22 protein-coding genes are annotated in these 21,358 nt (G+C 59.1%); 14 read left to right on the forward strand and 8 right to left on the reverse strand.

The window, feature by feature from the left end; translation table 11 throughout:
• The first annotated feature begins 4 nt into the window (after nt 1-4).
• Nucleotides 5-3,406 carry an efflux RND transporter permease subunit gene (locus tag GOV38_RS08175; protein WP_171209010.1) on the forward strand — a complete coding sequence of 1,134 codons (3,402 nt, stop codon included), beginning with the start codon at nt 5-7 and terminating at the stop codon, nt 3,404-3,406.
• Here the strand turns inward: GOV38_RS08175 and GOV38_RS08180 are convergent.
• Nucleotides 3,403-3,822 carry an NUDIX hydrolase gene (locus tag GOV38_RS08180; protein WP_171209009.1) on the reverse strand — a complete coding sequence of 140 codons (420 nt, stop codon included), beginning with the start codon at nt 3,820-3,822 and terminating at the stop codon, nt 3,403-3,405. The two genes, GOV38_RS08175 and GOV38_RS08180, sit on opposite strands and share 4 nt — an antisense overlap.
• Nucleotides 3,823-3,826: 4 nt before the next feature.
• The gene (locus GOV38_RS08185; protein ID WP_371808520.1) at nt 3,827-4,630 is read right to left on the reverse strand and encodes a protein-disulfide reductase DsbD domain-containing protein; all 804 of its coding nucleotides are present in this window, start codon (nt 4,628-4,630) and stop codon (nt 3,827-3,829) included.
• Between the two features lie 165 nt (nt 4,631-4,795).
• Here GOV38_RS08185 and GOV38_RS08190 point away from each other — a divergent pair, with 165 nt between their 5' ends.
• On the forward strand, nt 4,796-5,350 hold the full coding sequence (locus GOV38_RS08190) for a YqgE/AlgH family protein (protein ID WP_171100855.1): 555 nt from the start codon (nt 4,796-4,798) through the stop codon (nt 5,348-5,350).
• Here the strand turns inward: GOV38_RS08190 and GOV38_RS08195 are convergent.
• Nucleotides 5,347-6,294, reverse strand: a complete 948-nt coding sequence (locus GOV38_RS08195; RefSeq protein ID WP_171209007.1) for an L-threonylcarbamoyladenylate synthase — start codon at nt 6,292-6,294, stop codon at nt 5,347-5,349. The two genes, GOV38_RS08190 and GOV38_RS08195, sit on opposite strands and share 4 nt — an antisense overlap.
• A 125-nt stretch (nt 6,295-6,419) precedes the next feature.
• Here GOV38_RS08195 and GOV38_RS08200 point away from each other — a divergent pair, with 125 nt between their 5' ends.
• The 7 genes from GOV38_RS08200 to GOV38_RS08230 all read left to right on the forward strand — a co-directional run bounded on the left by GOV38_RS08200 (nt 6,420) and on the right by GOV38_RS08230 (nt 12,937).
• Nucleotides 6,420-8,123 (forward strand): acyl-CoA dehydrogenase, encoded by a 1,704-nt coding sequence (locus GOV38_RS08200; protein WP_171209006.1) that lies wholly within the window; start codon nt 6,420-6,422, stop codon nt 8,121-8,123.
• A complete protein-coding gene (locus GOV38_RS08205) occupies nt 8,123-9,169 on the forward strand; it encodes an MBL fold metallo-hydrolase (RefSeq protein WP_171209005.1) in 1,047 nt (348 codons plus the stop codon). Before GOV38_RS08200 ends, GOV38_RS08205 begins: the two co-directional genes overlap by 1 nt.
• Before the next feature lie 4 nt (nt 9,170-9,173).
• Nucleotides 9,174-9,626, forward strand: coding sequence for a DUF6173 family protein (locus GOV38_RS08210; RefSeq protein ID WP_171100864.1), 453 nt, complete (start codon nt 9,174-9,176; stop codon nt 9,624-9,626).
• A gap of 65 nt (nt 9,627-9,691) precedes the next feature.
• Entirely contained in the window at nt 9,692-11,533 is a 1,842-nt protein-coding gene (locus GOV38_RS08215) for a glycerophosphodiester phosphodiesterase family protein (protein ID WP_171209004.1), read from the forward strand.
• Nucleotides 11,520-12,080: a hypothetical protein gene (locus GOV38_RS08220; protein WP_171209003.1), complete on the forward strand. Its 561-nt coding sequence runs from the start codon at nt 11,520-11,522 to the stop codon at nt 12,078-12,080. Before GOV38_RS08215 ends, GOV38_RS08220 begins: the two co-directional genes overlap by 14 nt.
• A 68-nt stretch (nt 12,081-12,148) precedes the next feature.
• Entirely contained in the window at nt 12,149-12,283 is a 135-nt protein-coding gene (locus tag GOV38_RS08225; RefSeq protein ID WP_171100870.1) for an aa3-type cytochrome c oxidase subunit IV, read from the forward strand.
• 21 nt (nt 12,284-12,304) lie between these two features.
• On the forward strand, nt 12,305-12,937 hold the full coding sequence (locus GOV38_RS08230; RefSeq protein WP_171209002.1) for a hypothetical protein: 633 nt from the start codon (nt 12,305-12,307) through the stop codon (nt 12,935-12,937).
• On the opposite strand, the gene GOV38_RS08235 is transcribed toward GOV38_RS08230, so the two are convergent.
• Complete coding sequence (locus GOV38_RS08235; protein WP_171209001.1) at nt 12,926-13,258, reverse strand: AzlD domain-containing protein; 333 nt, start codon at nt 13,256-13,258, stop codon at nt 12,926-12,928. The two genes, GOV38_RS08230 and GOV38_RS08235, sit on opposite strands and share 12 nt — an antisense overlap.
• Nucleotides 13,255-13,965: an AzlC family ABC transporter permease gene (locus tag GOV38_RS08240; RefSeq protein ID WP_171130957.1), complete on the reverse strand. Its 711-nt coding sequence runs from the start codon at nt 13,963-13,965 to the stop codon at nt 13,255-13,257. The genes GOV38_RS08235 and GOV38_RS08240 overlap by 4 nt, the downstream gene beginning before the upstream one ends.
• Here GOV38_RS08240 and GOV38_RS08245 point away from each other — a divergent pair.
• From GOV38_RS08245 to glp, 5 genes are all read left to right on the forward strand, one after another.
• On the forward strand, nt 13,964-14,905 hold the full coding sequence (locus tag GOV38_RS08245; protein WP_371808471.1) for a formate dehydrogenase accessory sulfurtransferase FdhD: 942 nt from the start codon (nt 13,964-13,966) through the stop codon (nt 14,903-14,905). The two genes, GOV38_RS08240 and GOV38_RS08245, sit on opposite strands and share 2 nt — an antisense overlap.
• Nucleotides 14,906-15,014: 109 nt before the next feature.
• The gene (locus tag GOV38_RS08250; RefSeq protein WP_171209000.1) at nt 15,015-15,968 is read left to right on the forward strand and encodes an AEC family transporter; all 954 of its coding nucleotides are present in this window, start codon (nt 15,015-15,017) and stop codon (nt 15,966-15,968) included.
• Between the two features lie 59 nt (nt 15,969-16,027).
• Nucleotides 16,028-16,672: a molybdenum cofactor guanylyltransferase MobA gene (gene mobA / locus GOV38_RS08255; RefSeq protein ID WP_171208999.1), complete on the forward strand. Its 645-nt coding sequence runs from the start codon at nt 16,028-16,030 to the stop codon at nt 16,670-16,672.
• A complete protein-coding gene (gene mobB, locus GOV38_RS08260) occupies nt 16,669-17,160 on the forward strand; it encodes a molybdopterin-guanine dinucleotide biosynthesis protein B (protein ID WP_171130950.1) in 492 nt (163 codons plus the stop codon). Before mobA ends, mobB begins: the two co-directional genes overlap by 4 nt.
• The gene (glp, locus tag GOV38_RS08265; protein ID WP_371808519.1) at nt 17,157-19,232 is read left to right on the forward strand and encodes a gephyrin-like molybdotransferase Glp; all 2,076 of its coding nucleotides are present in this window, start codon (nt 17,157-17,159) and stop codon (nt 19,230-19,232) included. Before mobB ends, glp begins: the two co-directional genes overlap by 4 nt.
• On the opposite strand, the gene GOV38_RS08270 is transcribed toward glp, so the two are convergent.
• The 3 genes from GOV38_RS08270 to GOV38_RS08280 form a co-directional block, all read right to left on the reverse strand.
• Nucleotides 19,229-20,224, reverse strand: a complete 996-nt coding sequence (locus GOV38_RS08270) for a hypothetical protein (protein WP_171208998.1) — start codon at nt 20,222-20,224, stop codon at nt 19,229-19,231. The two genes, glp and GOV38_RS08270, sit on opposite strands and share 4 nt — an antisense overlap.
• Before the next feature lie 14 nt (nt 20,225-20,238).
• Nucleotides 20,239-20,709 carry a transcription elongation factor GreA gene (gene greA, locus GOV38_RS08275; RefSeq protein WP_171100886.1) on the reverse strand — a complete coding sequence of 157 codons (471 nt, stop codon included), beginning with the start codon at nt 20,707-20,709 and terminating at the stop codon, nt 20,239-20,241.
• A gap of 234 nt (nt 20,710-20,943) precedes the next feature.
• The gene (locus GOV38_RS08280; RefSeq protein WP_171100889.1) at nt 20,944-21,324 is read right to left on the reverse strand and encodes a VOC family protein; all 381 of its coding nucleotides are present in this window, start codon (nt 21,322-21,324) and stop codon (nt 20,944-20,946) included.
• Between the last annotated feature and the right edge of the window lie 34 nt (nt 21,325-21,358).

Genomic DNA, 21,358 nt, shown 5'->3' on the forward strand with positions numbered 1-21,358 from the left:
TACCATGATGCGCGATATTCCGGACGCTGCGGGCGGTATCCTCAGCTATTTCACGCGCCACCGGACCGTGGCCAACCTTCTGCTTCTGGTGATGCTTGTGTTGGGCGCTGCGGCCATTCCCAACATGCGTGCGCAGTTCTTTCCGGACGTCATCCTTGAACGCGTCGATGTGAATGTCACTTGGGATGGGGCAGGCCCTGAGGATGTCGATAACGGCATAGTTCAGCTTCTGGAGCCTGCATTGCTGGCGGTTGAAGGTGTGGCTAGCACGGAATCGACCTCACGCGAGGGCTCGGCCCGGGTTCGGCTTGAATTCGAACCCAATTGGGACATGTCACGCGCTGTTGAAGAGGTCCGAACCGCAGTGGACAGCGTGACCGAGCTGCCCGAGGATGCGGATGAGCCAACGATCCGGCGTGGGGCTTGGCGTGACCGTGTGACGGATGTCGTGATCACAGGACCGACCGAGCCGGAACAGCTGGCCAATCTGACAGATGAACTGATCAACCGTCTGTTTGCTGCTGGTGTAACCCGAACCACGATCCGGGGCATCGCAGCACCGCGTGTGGTGGTCGAAGTGCCCACCGTCCAGTTGATTGCCAATGATATCACCCTGTCCGAGATCGCGGCGGCCATTGCCGCCGAAGTGACCGCAAGCCCGGCAGGCGATGTCACCGGCGCCAATGCGCGGATCCGCACCGGTGTTGAAAAACGCACCCCCGAAGAGATTGAGCGCATACCGCTTCGCAATTTCCCAGATGGCTCCAAACTGGTGATTGGCGATTTGGCCGATATCCGGGTTGAAGGTGTGACCCGCGACCGCAGCTACTTTGTTGGTGAAAACCCGGCAATGTCGATCCGCGTGGATCGGTCGAATCTTGGCGACGCAATCGGCATCCAAAGGACGGTCGAGGATGTTGTGACCGAAATGCAGGCCAGCCTGCCCGAAGGCATCTCGATCGAACTGATCCGCACGCGAGCGCAGGCCATCACGGACCGTCTGGATATCCTGGTTGATAATGGCCTGGTCGGACTGGGGTTGGTGGTCTGTCTGCTGTTTCTGTTCCTCAACGCGCGGATCGCGTTTTGGGTTGCCGTTGGCATTCCAGTCGCCATGTCCGCAGCGGTTGCGTTCATGTATCTGGGCGGGCTGTCGATCAACATGGTCTCTCTGTTTGGTTTGATCATCACTTTGGGCATCGTGGTCGATGACGCGATCGTGGTGGGTGAACACGCAGATTTCCGCGCGCGCCGGTTGGGCGAGCCGCCGATGGTCGCCGCCGAACGAGCTGCGCGGCGCATGGCCATGCCGGTCTTTGCCGCCACCCTGACCACGGTGATCGCCTTCTTTGGCCTGACCTTGGTGGGCGGGCGCTTTGGCGAGTTGATCCGCGACATTCCCTTTACGGTCATTGCGGTTCTGATTGCCTCACTGATCGAGTGCTTTCTGATCCTGCCCAACCACATGGCCCACGCGATTGCGCATTCGGCCAAGGAACATTGGTATGACTGGCCCAACCGTGTGGTCAATCGCGGTTTCCGCTGGGTGCGCGACACGCTGTTCCGTCCGTTGATCGGGCTGGTGATCCGGGCGCGCTATGTGGTTGTGGCGATCATGGTTGTGATCCTGGCCAGCCAAGCGGCCCTGTTCATTCGGGGTGACGTGAACTGGCGGTTCTTCAACGCACCCGAGCGTGGCTCGGTCACTGGCAATTTCATCATGGTCGAGGGCGCGACGCGCGCGGATACCCTGGAAATGATGCGCATGGTGCAGCGCGCCACCGAAGAGCTGGGTGCGGTCTATGAAGAACGCCATGGCAGAAACCCGATTGACTATGTGCTGGCCGAGGTTGGCGGATCGGCCGGGTTTGGTCTCTCCGCCGCCGATGGCAAGGATGCAGACTTGCTGGGCGGGATTTCGATTGAGTTGATCGACGCAGACTTGCGCCCCTATTCCAGCTTTGAATTCGTGGGTGAGCTGCAAGATACCGTGCCACGCCATCCCAAGGTCGAACTGCTCAGCTTCCGAGGCTGGCGGTCCGGCCCCGGCGGTGACGCCATAGATGTGCAATTCTTTGGGGCGGACGTGAACACTCTGAAATCCGCCTCCGAGGATTTGCAGGCCGAACTGGCAAAATACCCCGAGGTCTCGGCGCTTGAGGATAATCTGGCCTATGACAAAGAAGAGTTCATACTGGACCTGACCCCTCAGGGACAGGCACTGGGCTTCCGTATCGAAACACTGGGCCGCGTGCTGCGTGATCGCTTGAACGGGATCGAGGCCGCGACCTATCCCGACGGACCACGTAGCGCAGAAATCCGGGTTGAACTGCCCGAAGGCGAACTGACAGCCGATTTCCTGGAACGCACGCTGATGCGCACACCAGATGGGGTTTACGTGCCTTTGGCCGACATCGTCTCGGTCGAGCGGAAATCGGGCTTTTCAACGGTGCGGCGCGAAAACGGGTTGCGGGTGATTTCCGTGAACGGGGACATTTCCGAGGACGATCCAGCCCAAGCCGCCGAGATTGCCCGCGCCATGCAGGAAGAAATCCTGCCCACCATCGCGGCGGAACGTCAGGTTGAATGGCGCATGGCAGGGCTGAGCGAACAGGAAAACGAGTTTCTGGCCGAAGCCGGGGCGGGGCTTATCCTGTGTCTGACCGGCATCTACCTTGTTTTGGCCTGGGTCTTTGCAAGCTGGACCCGTCCGCTGGTGGTCATGTCGATCATTCCTTTTGGCCTGGTGGGCACGATCTGGGGCCATTACATCTGGGATGTTCCGCTAAGCATGTTCACCGTTGTCGGCCTGCTTGGCATGACAGGGATTATCATCAACGACTCGATTGTTCTGGTAACGACCATTGACGGGTACCAGCAGGAACGCGGGCTGGTGCCGTCGATCATCGAAGGGACCGCAGACCGGCTGCGTCCAGTGATGCTGACCACATTGACCACCGTGCTTGGTCTGACACCGCTGCTTTACGAAGGCTCGCAACAGGCGCAATTCCTCAAACCGACCGTGATCACTCTGGTCTATGGTCTGGGCTTTGGCATGTTGCTTGTGTTGCTGCTGGTTCCGGCCTTGCTGGCGATCCTCAACGATGTCGCGCGCCCGATGACCGCGATGCGCCGCGCGTTGCGCGCGCCTGATCGAGTAGTGCAGGGGTCGGTTGTGGCGACAGGTGCTGCCTTGGCGGTTTGGCTGGCGGTGGCGATGGTCTGGCCCGTTGTGTCTGGCGCACCGCTCGCCTCTTTGGTCCAGTTTTACGGGGACGAAGACGGGATGGCCCTGCTGCGCATGGGATTTGGGGTGTTTGCGGCGGGTGCGGCGCTGATCTTGCTGGTCAGCGTTACCCTTTCCGGGCTGCTTTATGGTCGGTTGTCGGGCCGCGCGGGCACTTAATCAGCCCTTAGAGCGGTGGACAAAAGCTCGGGCACACGCGCGCTCATGCTCAGATCGCCTTGCAAGATGCGTTCGACCGGAAACCAGCTTGCATCCAAGGCGTCATCACCGGCCTGAGGTGTGCCCGAGACATAGCGGCAGGCCACACCCACAAGCAGGTAATGCGAGTTTACCTGCCCTTGAGAGTCGCGGCGCAACAAGTCGAGATTGTCCAGGTAGGACAGGGGCTGTGCGATGATGGAAGTTTCTTCCAGCAATTCCCGTGCAGCCGCCTCAAGAACCGTTTCGCCCCATTCAACATGGCCACCAGGGAAGCCCCACAGCCCGGCATCGGGCTGCTTGCTGCGCTGGACCAACAGCACCTGGTTTTCGTACAGAACAACGGCCAAAGCGCCGATTCGGGGAAGTTGTGTCATGCGGTCAGCCCGCGCTGCACCCGATGATATCAACGGCATGATGCGCGCCAAGAACCGTGATGCGAATATCGGAACGGTTCAGCGCAAAAGGCTCGCCCGAGGCATTGATGACCTCGGACCGGGCGATCAGCGTGTCGCCCTGCCGCTCAGTCACGGTTTGAGAGGCCCAAAGGATCGGATTGCCCGGTTCGATGACCGTAACCTCGTCACCACCGGCGGGTGGCATGGTGATCCGCGCTTCGATCTGCATCCCGTCATTTGTGGGCGACAAGTGACAGGCCGCGCCGGATACCCCCGCCTCGGCCGGTGAGAAGGGACGTTCTGCCAGCGCCGCAGCAATGGTCGGATTGCGCCCGGCCTCGGCATCCAGAACATGGTCGAAGTCCAGCCGCTCGGGCACACAGACATCCTTGCAGACGCCAATGTCAACGCTGCCTTGCAGCCGAACCGGCTGAGCAGGGTTTTTCGGAGTGATTGTCACCGGCAGGACTAGTTCGCCTTCATAGCCGATAGACTGGTATCCGTTTTGGTCAAACACATCCGGTGAAGGCCAGGTGATCGAAACCTCACCGACATTCGAGGACGGCCCCCAATCAAAATGCGGTGGTATCCCGGCATCGCCCGGTGCGCGCCAATATGTCTTCCAGCCATCCTGCAGGGTCACCCGCAATGCGCCCTGATACGATCCGTCCGCTGAACGGCCACCATCCAGAATGTCAAGTTGCGCAAGTCCGTTCGCGCTCTGACCAAATGTCGGCGCAGCAAAAGTAAGGCCAGCCAGCAGGGCGGCAGCAGGTGTCCAATACATCATCATGCCCTATTAAATGGGCATAGTCGTGCGGGTTGCCAAGTCACGTTCCGTTCATAGGAATGAAATGCGTCCGAATACCCACAGAACATGCGCTGATCCCTTGCCAATCCCTGCCGGACCGGGTCATTGTTGGTTCGGACGGATGACAAGAGACCTTGCCTCATGGACCTGACCGGAAAACTGTTGATTGCGATGCCTGGAATGGGTGACCCGCGCTTTGAGCATTCGGTGGTCTATATCTGCAGCCATGCCGAAGATGGCGCTATGGGGCTGATCATCAACAAGCCGTCGGACCTGCGAACCAAAGTGCTTCTGGAGCAACTCAATATTCCGTGTCGGATTCCGGTTGTGGGTGAGCGTCTGGTGCATTTCGGAGGTCCGGTCGAGATGTCGCGCGGTTTTGTGCTGCATTCATCTGACTATGAGGCAAATTTGCATTCGATGCAGATTTGCGGCGATTTCAGCATGACCGCAACGTTGGACGTGCTGGAAGATCTGGCCTCGGGGCGTGGGCCGCTCAATGCGCTTGTTGCACTGGGCTATTCCGGATGGGGTCCGGGCCAGCTGGAAGATGAGATCGCGATGAACGGCTGGTTGACCACCGAGTCCGATCCGAAACTGGTCTTTGACCTGCCGGATGACGAGAAGTGGGAAGCCGCGCTGGCCACGTTGGGCGTTGACCCGCTGACGCTTTCAGCCAGCGCGGGGCGCGCTTAGGTCCTGGGGGCCGCAGCCCGGCGCAGCCGGTCATTGATCGCAGCGCCAAGCCCATGGTCGGGGATTGGTGACACGGCAATCGGACGGTGAGATTTGTCCAAATCGTGCAACATCGCAAAAAGGTTGGCCGCAGCTTCGACCAGATCACTGCTTTGGGAAAGGTTGAGGGTACAGTCTACCGGGCCAAAACCCAAAACGACCTCATCCCCAACACCAGCCTCAGCATTCAGTCTGACCGGCGCGTTCGGCGCATAATGGGATTGCAGCTGACCCGGCGCGGTCAAAAGATCACCTGATTGATGAATATGCAGCCGTGTACCCAGTGCGTGTTCGACCTCTTCCAAAGCCACGCCACCCGGTCGCAAAAGCGAAGGCTCACCCGCGAGCCCGACGATGGTGGATTCCAGCCCTACTCCGCAGGGTCCCGCATCGAGGATGGCGGCGATCCGACCATCCAAGCCCGACTTCACATGGCCTGCGGTTGTCGGGCTGATCCGACCCGATGGGTTGGCCGAAGGCGCGGCCACCGGTCCGTCGACGGCCTCCAACAGCGAACGTGCAATGGGGTGCGCCGGAACGCGGACGGCCAATGTGTCCAGCCCTGCCGTGACGAGGGATGATACCCCGTGGCCCGGGCGCAAAGGCAACACCAAGGTCAAGGGACCAGGCCAGAATGCATCGGCCAGACTTTGCGCCTGATCGGACCATTCGACGAAACGCTGCGCTGCCTTTACCGACGCCACATGAGCGATCAAGGGGTTGAAGCTGGGCCGCCCCTTGGCCTCATAAATGGCCGCAACCGCCTTTCCGTTTCGCGCGTCGCCGCCAAGCCCGTAGACCGTTTCTGTTGGAAACGCGACGAGCTGACCTTGGCGCAGCAGGTCAGCGGCCTGCGCCAACCCCGCAGTGTCAGCGGACAGATATTTGGTTTGAAACAGTTTCATCACTTGTGACGCGGCGTTTTGGTTGATTGCGTGGCCCGGGCGGGTAGGTAATCCTGAAAGCCCAGATGCATACAGGCGTGGCTTGGAAATTCCAAGGCCAGCCAGCACCAAATCCGAGGGAAGCCATGACCTATCGCGCCCCATTGTCTGATTATGAATTTCTGTTGAACCATGTGATCGGCTACGACCAGATCGCAGCGACCGAGAAATTCTCGGATGCGAGCCCGGATGTCGTCAGCGCGATCCTGACCGAAGCGGGCAAGCTGTGCGAAGAGGTTCTGGCCCCCTTGCAGCGCCCGGGCGATTTGCACCCTGCGCATCTGGAAAACGGTGTGTTGCGCACATCCCCCGGTTACGCGGATGGTTGGAAAGCCATTGCCGAAGGTGGCTGGGTCGGGATGAGCGGTGATCCCGAATATGGCGGTATGGGTCTGCCGATGACCGTGACCACCGCCGTGAATGAGATGATGAGCGCGGCCTGCCTGTCGCTGCAACTGGCGCCGCTGATGACACAAGGCCAGATCGAAGCACTGGAGCATCATGCCAGTGACGAGCTGAAGGCGCTGTATCTGCCCAAGATGATGGCGGGTGAATGGTCGGGGACCATGAACCTGACCGAGCCGCAGGCCGGGTCGGATGTGGGTGCTTTGACGTCAAAGGCCGAGCCGAATGGCGACGGGACCTATGCGATCTCGGGACAGAAGATCTATATTTCCTGGGGTGATAACGATTTTACCGAAAATGTCTGCCACCTGGTCCTGGCTCGTCTGCCGGACGGGGTGCCGGGTACCAAGGGCATATCGCTGTTTCTGGTGCCGAAATACATCCCGGATGAGAACGGCAATCCCGGTGTGGCAAACGATCTGAAAGTGGTCTCGTTGGAACACAAGATGGGCCTGCATGGTTCACCCACTTGTGTGATGCAATATGACGGGGCCAAAGGCTGGCTGATTGGGCCGGAACATGGCGGTATGGCGGCCATGTTCACCATGATGAACAACGCCCGTCTTGGGGTGGGTGGCGAAGGGGTTGGCGTGGCCGAAGGCGCCTATCAACACGCGCTGGCCTATGCGCTGGAGCGTAAGCAGGGCAAGACACCCTCGGGCACCATCATTGACCATGCGGATGTGCGGCGGATGCTGATGGATATGCGCGCCGATGTATTTGCGGCGCGGTCGATCCTGCTGGCCAATGCGGCTGCGATCGACATGGCCCAAGCCACGGGTGATGCAGATTGGGCGGCCCGCGCTGCGCTGTTGACGCCGATCGGAAAGGCCTTTGGTACGCAAACCGGGATGCGGGTGGCCGAGACCGGTGTGCAAGTCCACGGCGGTATGGGCTTTATCGAAGAAACCGGCGCGGCCCAGTATTACCGCGACGTCCGCGTGACAGCGATCTATGAGGGCACCAACGGCATTCAGGCGATGGACCTTGTGGCGCGCAAAATGATGGATGGGGGCGAGGCGGCCTCGAACTTGCTGGACGAGATCGAAGAGCAGGCGGAAAAGGCCCGTGCCGCCCTGCCGGATCTGGCCGGCCCGGTTTGGGAAGCCACGGAATCCTTGCGTGAAACCACCGAATGGCTGGTGTCGCAGACGGACATGAACACCCGTTTTGCCGGGGCGACGGCTTATCTGGCAGCTTTTGCGCGCGTTTTGGGCGGGCATTACCACCTGTCCGCTGCCTTGGCGGACCCGGAAGGGCCCCGCGCGAAACTGGCGCGCTATTACATCAGTGCGCTACTGCCCGAATATTCAGGGCTGTTGGCGCAGGCGCAGAAAGGGGCCGAGGATCTCTATGCGCTCAGCGTTGATGAGCTGGCCAGCTGATGGACGGTGATCGGCCCGAGAGCATCCGCTACCCTTGGTCGGAGCCTCCGGCACCGGGAGAAAGCATCGAAATTGCCGACGGCGTGCTGTGGATCCGCCTGCCTTTGCCAATGGCGCTGGACCATGTGAACGTCTACGCGTTGGATGATGGCGACAGCTGGACGATCATCGATACCGGCCTTTCTTCCAAAAAGTCGCGCACGATCTGGGAAAACGTCATGGCGGGGCCATTGCGCGGAAAGCCCGTGCGCCGGGTTGTTGTGACCCATCACCATCCCGACCACGTCGGCAATGCAGGGTGGTTTCAATCCGAACACGGGGCCGAGTTGGTCGCGACCCGGACGGCCTGGTTGTTTGCGCGGATGTTGACGCTGGATGTGCAAGAAACCTGGCCGGAAGAGACGCTAAACTTCTATCGCAGCGCGGGCATGGCGCCGGATATTCTGGCCAAGCGCATGGCGGACCGACCGTTCAACTTTGCGGATGGCGTCTTTCCGATGCCGCTGGGCTACACACGGATCAAACAGGATGACGTGATCCGCATGGGCGGGCGCGATTGGGATGTCCATATCGGCAACGGCCATTCGCCCGAACACGCAACCTTCTGGAGCCGCGACGACGATCTGGTGATCAGCGGCGACCAGATTCTCAGTTCGATCAGTCCCAACCTTGGGGTGTATGCAACCGAACCGATGGCCGACCCCGTTTCCGGTTGGCTCGAGGCCTGCGAGCGCCTGCAATCGCTTGCCCGACCCGAGCATCTGGTTCTTGGCGGACATAAACTGCCCTTCACCGGTTTGCCGATCCGGATGCGGCAACTGATTGACAATCACCACGGTGCGCTGGCGCGTTTGCTGGGCGAATTGGATCAGCCGAGAACCGCTGCCGATTGCTTTCCACCTTTGTTCAAGCGTCCGATTAAAGAGGGTGAATATGGTCTGGCGATGGTCGAGGCAGTTGCACATATGAATCATCTCTTCCACATTGGTGCGGTTACCAGAACCCGTCGGGATGATGGTGCGTGGATGTACCAGCGCAAGGAATAGCGTCATGCAGGATGAAATCGAGACGTCAGCCGAAGCTGCCGAAGCGGCGGCCCTGCCGCGCTGTTACGAAGTACATGCCAATTCCGACGCCAAGTCTGGTGCCAAAGACCTGCCCAAGCCATTGCAGAAGCCTGTCGAGGCGAAAAGCCCTGCGCAATGGGCCTATGAGCGGCTGATCATGTATATCCAGAATTTCGAAAAAGCACTGGATGCCGATCATGAGGTCGCCATGGGATTCACCGGCGGCGAAGCGGGCGTGATGCGGATCGAGGGGATGGGGTTTTTCGAGCCTGATATCGTCACCTTCTATGGTTCAGATGGCGGGGGTGCGAAAACGCAATTGGTTCAGCATGTCACTCAGCTGAATGTCATGCTGCGTGCGCTGCCCAAATCGGTTGAGGATAAACCGGCCAACCGTATCGGCTTCCGGCTTGCGGCCGATCTGGGAGAAAGCTGACTCAGAACCCTTGCAATTCACGCAATCGCAGCCTTGAATGAGTGGATCATTCAGGAGAACCTCGCGTGTCATATTTCTCAGCCGTTACAAGTGCATATGCCGGATCCTGGGCCCGACGTCGTGTTTTCCTGCCGATCTACATCGCGGTGCGCTTGCTGTTGGTGGCATTGATCGCACCTGCCATGGCCGTTGCCGTCAATTTTGCGGTCTCGCTGTCGGATCAATCTGCTTTGACCGATCAGGCCATCGCGATGTTTCTTTTGTCTCCGATCGGGTTCGTCGCGGCGATTGTTGTGCTCAGCCTGTTTTTGTTGGCCGAGGTCTTTGTCTTTGCTGTAATGGCCGCATCGCTGCGTATGGGGGAACCTGACCCTTGGCGCGCCTGTAGTTCCGCCATTTCGCTGATCACCTCACGCTTACCTTCCCTGTTTGGCTTCGCCGCACGGTTGATCCTGCGGATTTTGGTGATCGCGGTTCCGTTTGTGGCGGTTGCTGGCCTGATCGCGTGGTGGACCCTGACGGAGTTTGACATCAACTACTACCTCACGTTTCACCCCCCGGCCTTCTGGATTGCTGTTGTCCTGATCGGGATCGTGGTGCTGGCTCTGGCCTGGGTTCTGGTCAGACGTCTGTCAGGCTGGGCTTTGGGTCTGCATCTTGTGCTGTTTGAAGGCACGCCCCCGGCCAGCGCATTTGTCGTGAGCCAGCAGCGGATGGAGGGAAAGCGGGGGCGGTTGAAAATCGAGCTGGTCTTGTGGCTGGCCATGCGCTTGGCGATTGGTGCAGCCATTGCCTTTGTTGCAGGGCTGGCCTTCGCTCTGGTCCCACTTAGCGAGGGTACAAATCTGCGTGTCGCCCTGAGCATTGGCCTTTTGGTGGCAGGTCTTTGGTCGCTGGCGGGGCTTGTCTTGGCGGCGCTGGCACTTGGGGCCTTGGCGGTCCTTCTAGACAGGTTTTTCGAGCCCGAGACCGCATCTCTGCCACATCCCGAACCCCGCAGTCATGTGCGACGGCCCGTTCTTGTCACGGTAGCAATTGCCGCTGTGGCTTTGCTGATCGGTTTGTGGTCGGGGCAGGCGCTGTTAGAGCGTGTGCAGGCGCCGGATCATGCCGAGGTCATTGGCCACCGGGGGGCCGCAGCGCTGAGGCCTGAAAACACGATGGCTTCGGTGTTCAAAGCAATCGAAGACGGGGCCGATTGGGTCGAGATCGACGTTCAGGAAACCGCAGATGGCGAAGTGATCGTGGCCCATGACAGTGATTTCATGAAGCTGGGCGGCGTCAACCTCAAGGTCTGGGACGCGACCATGCCGGATGTGGCCGAGATCGACATCGGCAGTTGGTTCGATCCGGAATACGCCGCGGAACGCACCCCAACCCTGCGCGCGGTTTTGGAGGCCGCGAAGGGGCGGGCCAATGTGATTATTGAGCTGAAATATTACGGCCACGACGTCGAATTGGAAAACCGCGTGGTGGGCATTGTGGAAGAAATGGAGATGCAGGACAGTATCTCGACCATGTCTCTCAAATACCCCGCAGTCCAAAAGATGAAAAAGCTGCGCCCGGATTGGCGGGCGGGAGTATTGGCAGCGACGGCTGTGGGCGATCTTTCGGGGTTGGAAGGGGATTTTGTTGCGGTGAACGCGGCGACTGTGTCGCCGGGATTGATCCGTAAGGTCCATGAGGCGGGCAAGGACATCTATGTCTGGACGGTCAATGATCCGCTGCAAATGTCGGCCATGGCATCTATGGGCGTTGACGGCCTGATCACCGACCGTCCGGCCATGGCAAACGCGGTGTTGCAGGCGCGGGCTGAGATGGGCCCGGGCGAACGACTGCTCTTGTGGTTGGCCACAAGTTTTGGACTGTCTGTCGATACTCAGGCGATGCGTGATGACAATCCGTAACAGTCTGTGCCTTCTGTTGGTCTGCGCGTCCCCTGTGCAGGCGCAAGACATCATGAGCAGCATTGAGATGCCGGCGCATCGCGCTTTGATGGATCAACGGGGTGACGCCGATCTGACCCCGTTTGAGACCGATGGATGTTCTGGTGGCCTCTCCAGCAGTTGGCGCCTTGTGGCTGATACCTTTCCCAAATTCAGTGCGCTCTATGAAGCGCATCCGCCTTGGGAATACTGCTGTATTACGCATGACAAAGCCTACCATTCAGCAGGAGGCGCGCTTACAGCAGAAGACAGTTTCAAGGCGCGTTTGAACGCTGATGAAGCTTTACGGTCCTGCGTGAAGACACATGGTCAGGAATTCGCTTCTGACTATGCCGAGCGGTACGATATGACGGAGGATCAGATCGGGCAGGTTCATTCCATCACGGCAGAAGCCATGTTCTTGGCGGTGCGTTTTGGTGGTGGTCCGTGCAGTGGTCTGCCCTGGCGTTGGGGGTTCGGATACCCGGGATGCTCGGTTTTTCCATCACGTGAAGGTGCGCGCGAATGACGTGGTGACAGGGGCTGAAAATTGCATTATCCAACCTCGTAAACACGCGAATTGGGAATCTTTAGATCATGGCTGAACACAAGCACGGCGAGATGGATATCACCGTCCAAACCAAAACTTTCGATGGCTTCATCAAATTCACAACGTGGTGCGTTGTGGTCATCGCCCTCCTGTGCCTGTTCCTGGCGGTGTTTGCGTCTTAAGCTTTCTTTGAGGTGACACCTGTGTTCAGGGTTCTGACTGCTTGTCTGATACTTGCGGTGTTGGCAAGCTGCGCCGGGTCGCAACGCCCGCAGGCGGAGCAGGCCGAGATCGTTGCCAGGTCTTATCGCGACCCAGGGCCCTCGACTTTGACGCTCTATACCATGATCAGCACGCGCAACGGATCGGGTGCGCATACCTCGTTGATGATCAGCGGTAGCGAGCGTGTGATCTTTGACCCGGCAGGTTCGTTCCGCGCGGATGTTGTGCCGATCAAGGATGATGTGCTCTACGGAATAACGCCAAATGTCGAACGGGCTTATCGCAGCAGTCATGCGCGCGAAACGCATTACGCCCGTATCCAGACGATTGAAGTTACGCCACAGCAGGCAGAAATCGCATTGCAACTGGCCAAGCAATCCGGGCCGGTTGCGGGTGCGTTCTGTGCGAATGCAACCTCGCAATTGCTTCAGCAGGTGCCCGGGTTCGAAGGGATCAGCACCACTTTTTATCCGGTCAAGCTGTCCGAGCAGTTTGGCGCTTTGCCCGGTGTTCAGACAGCTGAATATCGCGAAAACGATGACGCGGATTTGCAAAAAGGTCTTGCAGCCAACAACGCGCAATTGAACGCGTTGGATGGGGCTTCAACCAATTAAGTAAAGCAACGCATAGAGCACAGCGGCCCCGGAAAAGATCGCTGTCAGCACGTTTTTTGTGACCAAGCCGACTGTCAAAGCCACGGCTGCTGCGGCCATGCGTGGCAGATCAGGCTGGCCGTCGGTCGCTGCGGGCCACACCACCAGCGGCGCGATCAAAGCTGGAATGATCGCCACGGCGGTATAACGCAGATGCCGCAACAGCCAGGATGGTATCGGGCGGTCACCGACAAGCCCGATAAAGGTAAAACGCAGCGCAAAGCTGCCAATCGCAAGGCCGATGATCAGGATCCAGATGGTTGTTGCACTTACCGTTGTCATCGCTTGTGCCTCTCCAGCGCCAGTTCGGCCTGCGCGCCTGCCATCATGCCAGCGACTCCGGCGATCAGCAGGCCCAGATTGGCCGGAACCTGAACGGTAAGCAGCGCGACAACAATCGCAACAAGGGCGGCTATCACATGAGGCAGCGTGCGCATCATCGGTCCGATCATCGCCAGAAAGGCAATCGGCAACGCAAAGTCCAGCGCCCAGCTGTCAGGGATCTGAGCACCCAAAACCGCCCCCAGATAGGTCATCAGAATCCAGATCGGAGCCACCGGGCTGACGCATCCGACGAAATAGGCCATACGCTGTTTTGTGGTCAGTTCGGGCTCTGCCTCGAACCGGACGATCGAGCAGGCATAGGATTGATCCACGATCAGATACGCGGCGCAGGCCCTTTGCCAAAGTGGTGCGGCCCCCAGATACGGGGTCAGCGAGGCCGAATACATCGCCACCCGCAAATTAACCGCCAACGCAGAGGCCAGAATAATCACTGTGGGTGTATTGTCCTGCAGCAATTGCAACGCGGTAAACTGGGCCGCACCGGCAAAGACGGTGGCAGAGAAGGCAATGGTTTGCGCGATGTTCAACCCGGCCTCGGTTGCGAATACACCAAACAGCATTCCGAACGGGCCAACGACGATCACAAAGGGCAGACCTTCGCGAAAACCCGTCCAGAAATATGACTTGCTTGTGGTGATTGCCATGGTGAGATCCTATGGTGCCAAGAGCAGCAGTAGCCGTCTTGGGGAGGGGTTGCAATTGGCCACGGAGCTTGACCTGTCAGACTATGTGATCGCACCAGATCCAAGGGCGGCTCGCCTGACCCGCGCGGTCGAAGGTGTGGATCAGAACGGTGATGTCAGCCAGATTTCCGTGGTTGAGGAACGCCCGCTGACGATTTTCCTCAACTCTCAGGAAATCGTGACAGCCATGACCATTGGCGACTATCCCGAATATCTGGCGCTGGGCTTTCTGCGCAATCAGGGCATGCTGCTGACGGATGATCAGATCACCCGGGTCGACTATGATGATGACCTGGAAACCGTTGTTGTGCGCACAGCGCGGCAGACCTCATATGAGGACAAGCTGAAGAAAAAGACCCGCACCAGTGGCTGCGCGGTGGGAACGGTCTTTGGCGACATGATGGAGGGGCTTGAGGATGTGCGCCTGCCGCAGGTGTCGGTGCGCACCTCGTGGCTGTATGATCTGGCCGCCAAGATCAACCGCACCCCATCGCTTTATCTTGAGGCCGGGGCCATTCATGGCACCGTCCTGTGCCACGAAAACCGGCCGTTGGTCTATATGGAGGATGTGGGCCGCCATAACGCGGTTGATAAGATTGCTGGCTGGATGCTGTCCGAAGGGGAAAGCGCTGCGGATAAGATCCTGTACACGACCGGGCGTCTGACCTCCGAGATGGTGATCAAAACGGCGATGATGGGCATTCCTGTGCTGGCCTCCCGCTCGGGCTTTACCGCCTGGGGCGTCGAGATTGCGCGTGAGGTCGGGCTGACCCTGATTGGCCGGATGCGGGGGCAGCGGTTTGTCTGCCTGTCGGGTGAGGACCGTTTGGTGCGCGATGTGGATCCGGCAACTGTTCCGCATGAAGATAAGAAACACAAACGAAAAAGCGCGCAGTCCTGAGTTTCCATCATCTGACAGCAGTGGTTAGGAATCTCAGCCGTTTCTGATAGATGTTCGTTAAGCCGCGTTAATACGAACAGCAAAGCGGGCGCATTTTGCCCGGGTGAATATGGAACTCATCAACCTCATAGCCCCTGTTTTTGCAGTCATCGTGACGGGATATGTCTTTTCCTGGACCAAGCTGCTGAGCGAAGATACGTCAGATGCATTGGTACAATTCGCGGTCTTTGTCCTGATCCCGGCCATCATGTTTTATCTGATTGGTCAGGAAGAGTTCGCCAACCTTCTGAACTATGGCTTCTACATCGCCTATGGCGGGACTCTGCTGGCGCTGTTTGTGGTTTTGTTTCTCATTCTCAAAGGCATGACGGGTTTTCACGCCGGATCGGCTACTGTCGCGGCGTTTGCTGCCGTGGCTTCGAACACGGCGCTGGTGGCCCTGCCGATCTTGCATGCGATATTTGGGTCCAAAGGCGCGTTGCCGGCTGTGCTGGCCAATCTGGTCGTGGCCATATTGCTGTTGATCATGACCACAACGCTTGAAACCACCGCAGGTCACAAAGCGGGGGTTAGGACGCCAATCTACAAAATCATTCTGAATGTCCTGAAGAACCCTATTATCGCGGCAACTTTGTTGGGTGTTGCCTATTCCGCGACCGGGCTTGGTTTCTCGAACGCCGTCTCGGACTATCTTGAACTGCTCAGCCAGGCTTTGGCGGCTGTTGCGCTGTTTGCCATCGGATTTACGACAAGCGTGCGTACCATTGTCCAGACCGGGCCGCTGCTTCTGTTCCTGACGGGTGCAAAGCTGATCGTTGCACCGGGGCTGGTCCTGCTGGCGGCGCATCTGATTGGCCTCGATCCGCTGTGGACCATCGCGGCAACCGTGTCATCGGCGGTGCCCACCGCGAAAAACGTTTTCCTTTTGGCCAAACACTATGATCAAGAGCCCAAACTGGCGGCCCATATCGTGTCCATGACATCCTTTTTGTCTGTCGGAACGCTGATACTTTGGTTGTTTGTCCTACACCATCTGTTTCCAACCGCGTTTCAATTGAACTGAGTTCGATCTACAAAGCCTCAAAGGTTGTTCCGCTGCGGCGAATGAAACAAGGGACGGGAATGGGAAAACCTCTGGGCGTGATACTGGCGGGCGGTTTGGCGACGCGTATGGGTGGCGGTGACAAGGGTCTGTTGCAGATCGGCGGGCAGAGCCTGTTGTCCTATGTTGTTGAACGCCTGGCGCCGCAAGTGGGCGGGCTTGCACTGAATGCCAATGGTGATCCGGCGCGGTTTGCAGATCTTGGGCTGCCTGTTGTGCCGGACACGATAGAGGGCTTTGCAGGGCCTTTGGCCGGGGTTTTGGCTGGGTTGGATTGGGCGGCAGGGCAGGGGGCCGACAGTATCGTCACCGCTGCAGCGGATACGCCATTCTTTCCGCATGATCTGGTGGCGCGTCTGCAACACGCGGCTGAGTGGCAGGATTATCCTTTGGTTCTGGCGACCACACCGCGTTCGAGCAACGAGGTGCTGAAATCCGGCGGCGGCAAGCGGGTCAACCGGCACCCGACCTTTGGGCTCTGGCCCGTGGCGTTGCGCGATGATTTGCGGGCTGAATTGCAAGACGGTCTGCGCAAGGTGGTGCTGTGGACGGACAAGCATCAGGGGCGCGAGGCATTGTTCCCTGCTGAACCCTTTGATCCGTTTTTTAATGTGAACACGCCCGACGACCTGACCCGCGCGCAAGAACTGTTGAGGCTGGCATGAGAGTCTATGGCGTCACCGGCTGGAAGAATGCGGGCAAGACCGGGTTGATGGAGCGGTTGGTGGCCGAGATCACCGATCGTGGTTTCTCGGTCTCGACCGTGAAGCACGCGCATCACAGCTTTGACGTCGATCAGCCGGGCCGTGACAGTTATCGCCATCGCACAGCAGGCGCGAACGAAGTGCTATTGGCCTCGGGTCAGCGCGTGGCGCTGATGCAAGAACTGCGCGGGGCCGAGGAGCCACGACTGTCGGATCTTCTGGCTCGCCTATCTCCGGTCGATCTGGTGTTGATCGAAGGATACAAACGAGAGGCACATCCCAAGATCGAGGCGTTTCGGCAAGAACCGGGCAACGCCCTGATTGCAACGGGCAATGACACGATCCGCGCTGTTGCCAGCGACGTGCCGCTGTCTCTGGATCGTCCGGTTTTCGATTTGAACGATACGGCCGCGATTGCAGATTTCATCCTGCACGAGGTCGGTTTGTGACCGGATTTGACAGCTTTGCGATGGTCGATTGGTCTGGTGGAAATGACACTGGCCCAAGACCCCGCAAAGATGCAATCTGGTCTTGTGTTGTGCGAGGCGGGTGCGCCGAAGAGCCGGTCTATCATCGAAACCGCCAGATCGCAGAACGCTGGTTGCACAGTCTGATTGACGCCGAGATCCGGGCCGGGCGACGCTTGTGTTTGGGGTTCGATTTCCCTTTTGGCTATCCCAAAGGCTTTGCCCAGGCGTTGACCGGATCGGATGATCCGCTGCGTCTTTGGGACTGGTTTGAAACCCATATTCAGGACACACCCACGGCCAATAACCGTTTCGATCTGGCGGGCCAGATCAACCTGAGGTTCGGGGGCAAAGGGCCGTTCTGGTTCAACGGGTTGCAGCGTAAGATCGACGGGTTGCCAAAAACCAGGTCAAACTATCACAACCCGTTTCCCGAACGACGCCGGGTAGAACTGATGCCCGAGGCCAAGGGCAGTTTCACATGCTGGCAGATGGGGGGTGCCGGGGCGGTGGGTGGACAGGTGATGATGGGGTTGCCCGTGCTCAACCGTTTGCGCCGTGCATTCGAGGGGCAGGTGGCGGTTTGGCCGTTCCATCCGCTGGACAGACCGGTGGCCTTCGTGGAAATCTGGCCTTCGTTGAAACTGGGCGCAGCACCGGATAGTCGGATCAAGGACGCCTGGCAGGTTGAACAGGTTGCACTGTGGCTGGCGGCGATGTCGGAACAGGAATTGGCGCAGGCACTTGATGTCAGCGCGGCAGAGGAAGGGTGGATTTTAGGGGTGTCACAACAAAAGCCGGATATCGCTCCGCCGCCACTCAGGAATGACTGTTTCGCCTTGCCCGCCGGGGTCAATTGGACGCCGGTTGATGAGGCTCTGGCCTTGCTGAAGGACCGCTTGCGCCCTGTCACCGCGCCCGAAACCGTCGCTTTGCAGGACGCGATTGGCCGGGTGCTGGCCGAGGACGTTGTGGCACAACGGTCCAATCCGCCGCAGCCCAATACGGCAGTGGACGGCTATGGGTTTGCGGGGGCCATGTCCGAGGGGAGCCACGTATTGCCCCTGACCCCCGGACGCGCGGCGGCGGGTATCCCGTTTGACGGAGCGGTCCCCGAAGGTCACGCGTTGCGGATTTTGACCGGTGCGGCCCTGCCCGAGGGAGTGGACACGGTGATCCTGGAAGAGGATGTTACCGTTCAGGACGGTCATATCGCCTTTCACGGGCCGCTGAAGCAGGGCGCCAACACCCGCAAAGCAGGCGAGGACGTGGCGCAAGGCGCGTTGGCGCTGTCCAAGGGGCGCCGTCTGGCTCCGGCGGATCTTGCGTTGTTGTCCGCTGTGGGCGTGGCCGAGGTGGCAGCGCAAGCCCCTTTGCGTGTTGCTGTCCTGTCGACCGGGGATGAGTTGATTGAACCCGGCGACCCGGCAGGGCCCGGGCAGATCTTTGACGCCAATCGCCCGATGTTGCTGTCCATGATGGCGCGCATGGGGTTTCAGCCGGTCGACATGGGCCGCGTCGCCGATGATCGCGAGATGTTGCGCGCCCGGTTGGATCAGGCCTCTGATAAGGCCGATGTGATCCTGACCAGTGGCGGCGCGTCGGCGGGCGACGAAGATCATGTCTCGGCCCTGTTGCGTCAGGCAGGTGCGATGCAAGAATGGCGGATAGCGTTGAAACCCGGTCGTCCATTGGCCTTGGGCATGTGGAGCGGCACCCCTGTATTTGGCCTGCCAGGGAATCCCGTGGCAGCCATGGTCTGCACCCTGATTTTTGCCCGTCCTGCGCTGGGGTTGATGGCGGGTGAGGGGTGGAAGGTGCCACAAGGGTTTGATGTGCCTGCTGGGTTTGAAAAGCGCAAAAAGCCGGGACGCCGGGAATACCTTCGCGCGCGTTTGCGGGACGGGCGCGTCGAAGTGTTTCATTCGGAAGGGTCTGGCCGGATCAGCGGGCTCAGCTGGGCCGAAGGACTAGTCGAGCTTGGCGATGGCGCGCAGCATATTCAGCCTGGCGATCCGGTGCGCTTTATACCCTTTGGCAGTTTCGGACTTTAATCGAACGTCCCGGCCACACGGCCTAGCAACATAAAGGCCCGCGCGGTCCGCGTGTCACCCAATGCGGTCAGCTCTGCATCCGAGGCGTTGGGCTCGAAATCGACGATCATATGATCGAACTTGCGCAGGAAGTGATGCGCCGCATCCCGAAAGATCGGGTCTTGTTTCATCCGCGCAGAGGTCAGTGCCAGAGACGAGCGGTCGCGAATGCCACCCAGCGAAGCAATGGCACGCCCGCGCGCGCCCTGGGCGAATTGCCGCCACACTTCGGGCCGCGCCATATCCGGGCGCAGGTCGTCCATGTAAATCCCCTCTTGGCTTAACAAAGTCAGGATGTCTTCCGAGGCCTGCACAAGCTGCGAGGCCTGCCGGTCCTTGAGCGCCAGCCGCAGCGCATCGAACCCCAGCGCGTCGTCTTGGGTTTCGGGGAAGTTCAACGCGCGGATAAAAACGTCCTTTGGCAGGGGCGGCGACATAGCCTCGGCGGGTACGCCCAGTTCCAGCGTTGTCTGATCGTTGCGAGAGGCCGGGGCTGAAAGCGGGCGGGCCGGTTCGGCGCGGTGAGAGGAAAACGTCGCAGGGGGGGTCTCTGCATTTTGGGCTGTTTGTGCGATGTCTTCCAGCCTTTTGGACACCATCGGTGCATAGGTGCTGGCGGCCCTTTGCTGCTGCGTGACATAGGTGTTGCGAATGGCATCTATCGCGGTCTGAAGACGGGCGCTTTCCTCGCGCATGATGCGGCTGGTGCGCATCGCAACAGCCGCCACCCAGATCATCGCCACAGGCATGAACACGGCCAGAAAGATGACGATCACACCGCCACCTTGCTGGTTGCTGGGCAAGACAAGAAAGACAATGGCAATCAAAAGCCAAGCCAGGCTGAGCGCCACCGCAGTGATCTCGATCCCGGTTACTTTCGGCTCCCCCGGACGATCATAGATGCCCAGCGATGTCGGTCTGTTGGCGTCGTGATCAGGTGATGGCTCTGACATGATCGCCCCTCCGGTCAGGCGTAATCGACACTCAGAATTTCATAGGACCGGACCCCACCCGGAGTTCGAACCTCGACACTGTCGCCTTCGTCCTTGCCAATCAGCGCGCGGGCAATTGGCGATTTAATGTTCAACAAGCCCTTTTCGATATTGGCTTCGTATTCTCCGACGATCTGCCAGGTCTTTTCTTCATCGGTGTCTTCATCGACCAGCGTGACCTTGGCGCCAAACTTGACAGAGCCGGACAGCTTGCTGGGGTCGATGACATCAGCCAGTGACAGAATGCCTTCGAGTTCTTTGATGCGGCCTTCGATAAAGCCCTGCTTTTCGCGGGCAGAGTGGTATTCGGCATTCTCTTTCAGATCACCAAGCTCTCGCGCCGAGGCGATGGCGGCGATGATGGCCGGGCGTTCGACCGATTTCAGGTTCTTCAGCTCTGCTTCTAGCGCGCCAAAGCCCGCAGGCGTCATTGGGATCTTTTCCATACTGATTAACGTCCACGTAAAATTGAGTCGCCCCGCCGCACAAAAGCGTCGGGGCGAAGTGTTGGTTGAAGAATACCTGACCCAAATGAAATGGGAATTGCAAGGGTTCAGACGCCCCCCGCCGGTAAATTCGCGACTTTGCGCCGTTTGGAGCGGGTTTCGCCACGCCGGCGGTTCATGTCTTTGCGGGGGCCTTTGCTCCATCGATCAGAGGGGGTGGTTAGCCAGAGCATCTCAATCATATTGCACCAACTCAAACTCGATCCCATTGTCATCACGGAAGTAGAACCGACGACCCGGTTCATAATCGGCATGGTTATGAGGTTCGAATCCGGCTTTGCGCACGCTTGCTTCGGCAGCATCCAGATCCTCAACCAGAACACCCACATGGTTCAGCCCGCCGACAACGTCATAGCTGCTTTCGTTGGATGGTTTGGGACTGTCGGGCGTGTAAAGCGCCAGATAGGTGTGGGGCCCACCCACATGAACCGTGAATCCACCCGATATCGCGGGGCCTTCCCAGCGGGTTTTCCAGCCAAAGACATCCTGCATCCAAGCTGCGGTTGCCTGGGGATCGCGGACTGTGATGTTGGTGTGTTCAAGCGTTGCCATCATGGGATCTCCTTCAATTAGGGCTTGTCCCGACTCA

The organism is Ruegeria sp. HKCCA5839 (assembly GCF_013035585.1).
Lineage (GTDB): Bacteria > Pseudomonadota > Alphaproteobacteria > Rhodobacterales > Rhodobacteraceae > Ruegeria.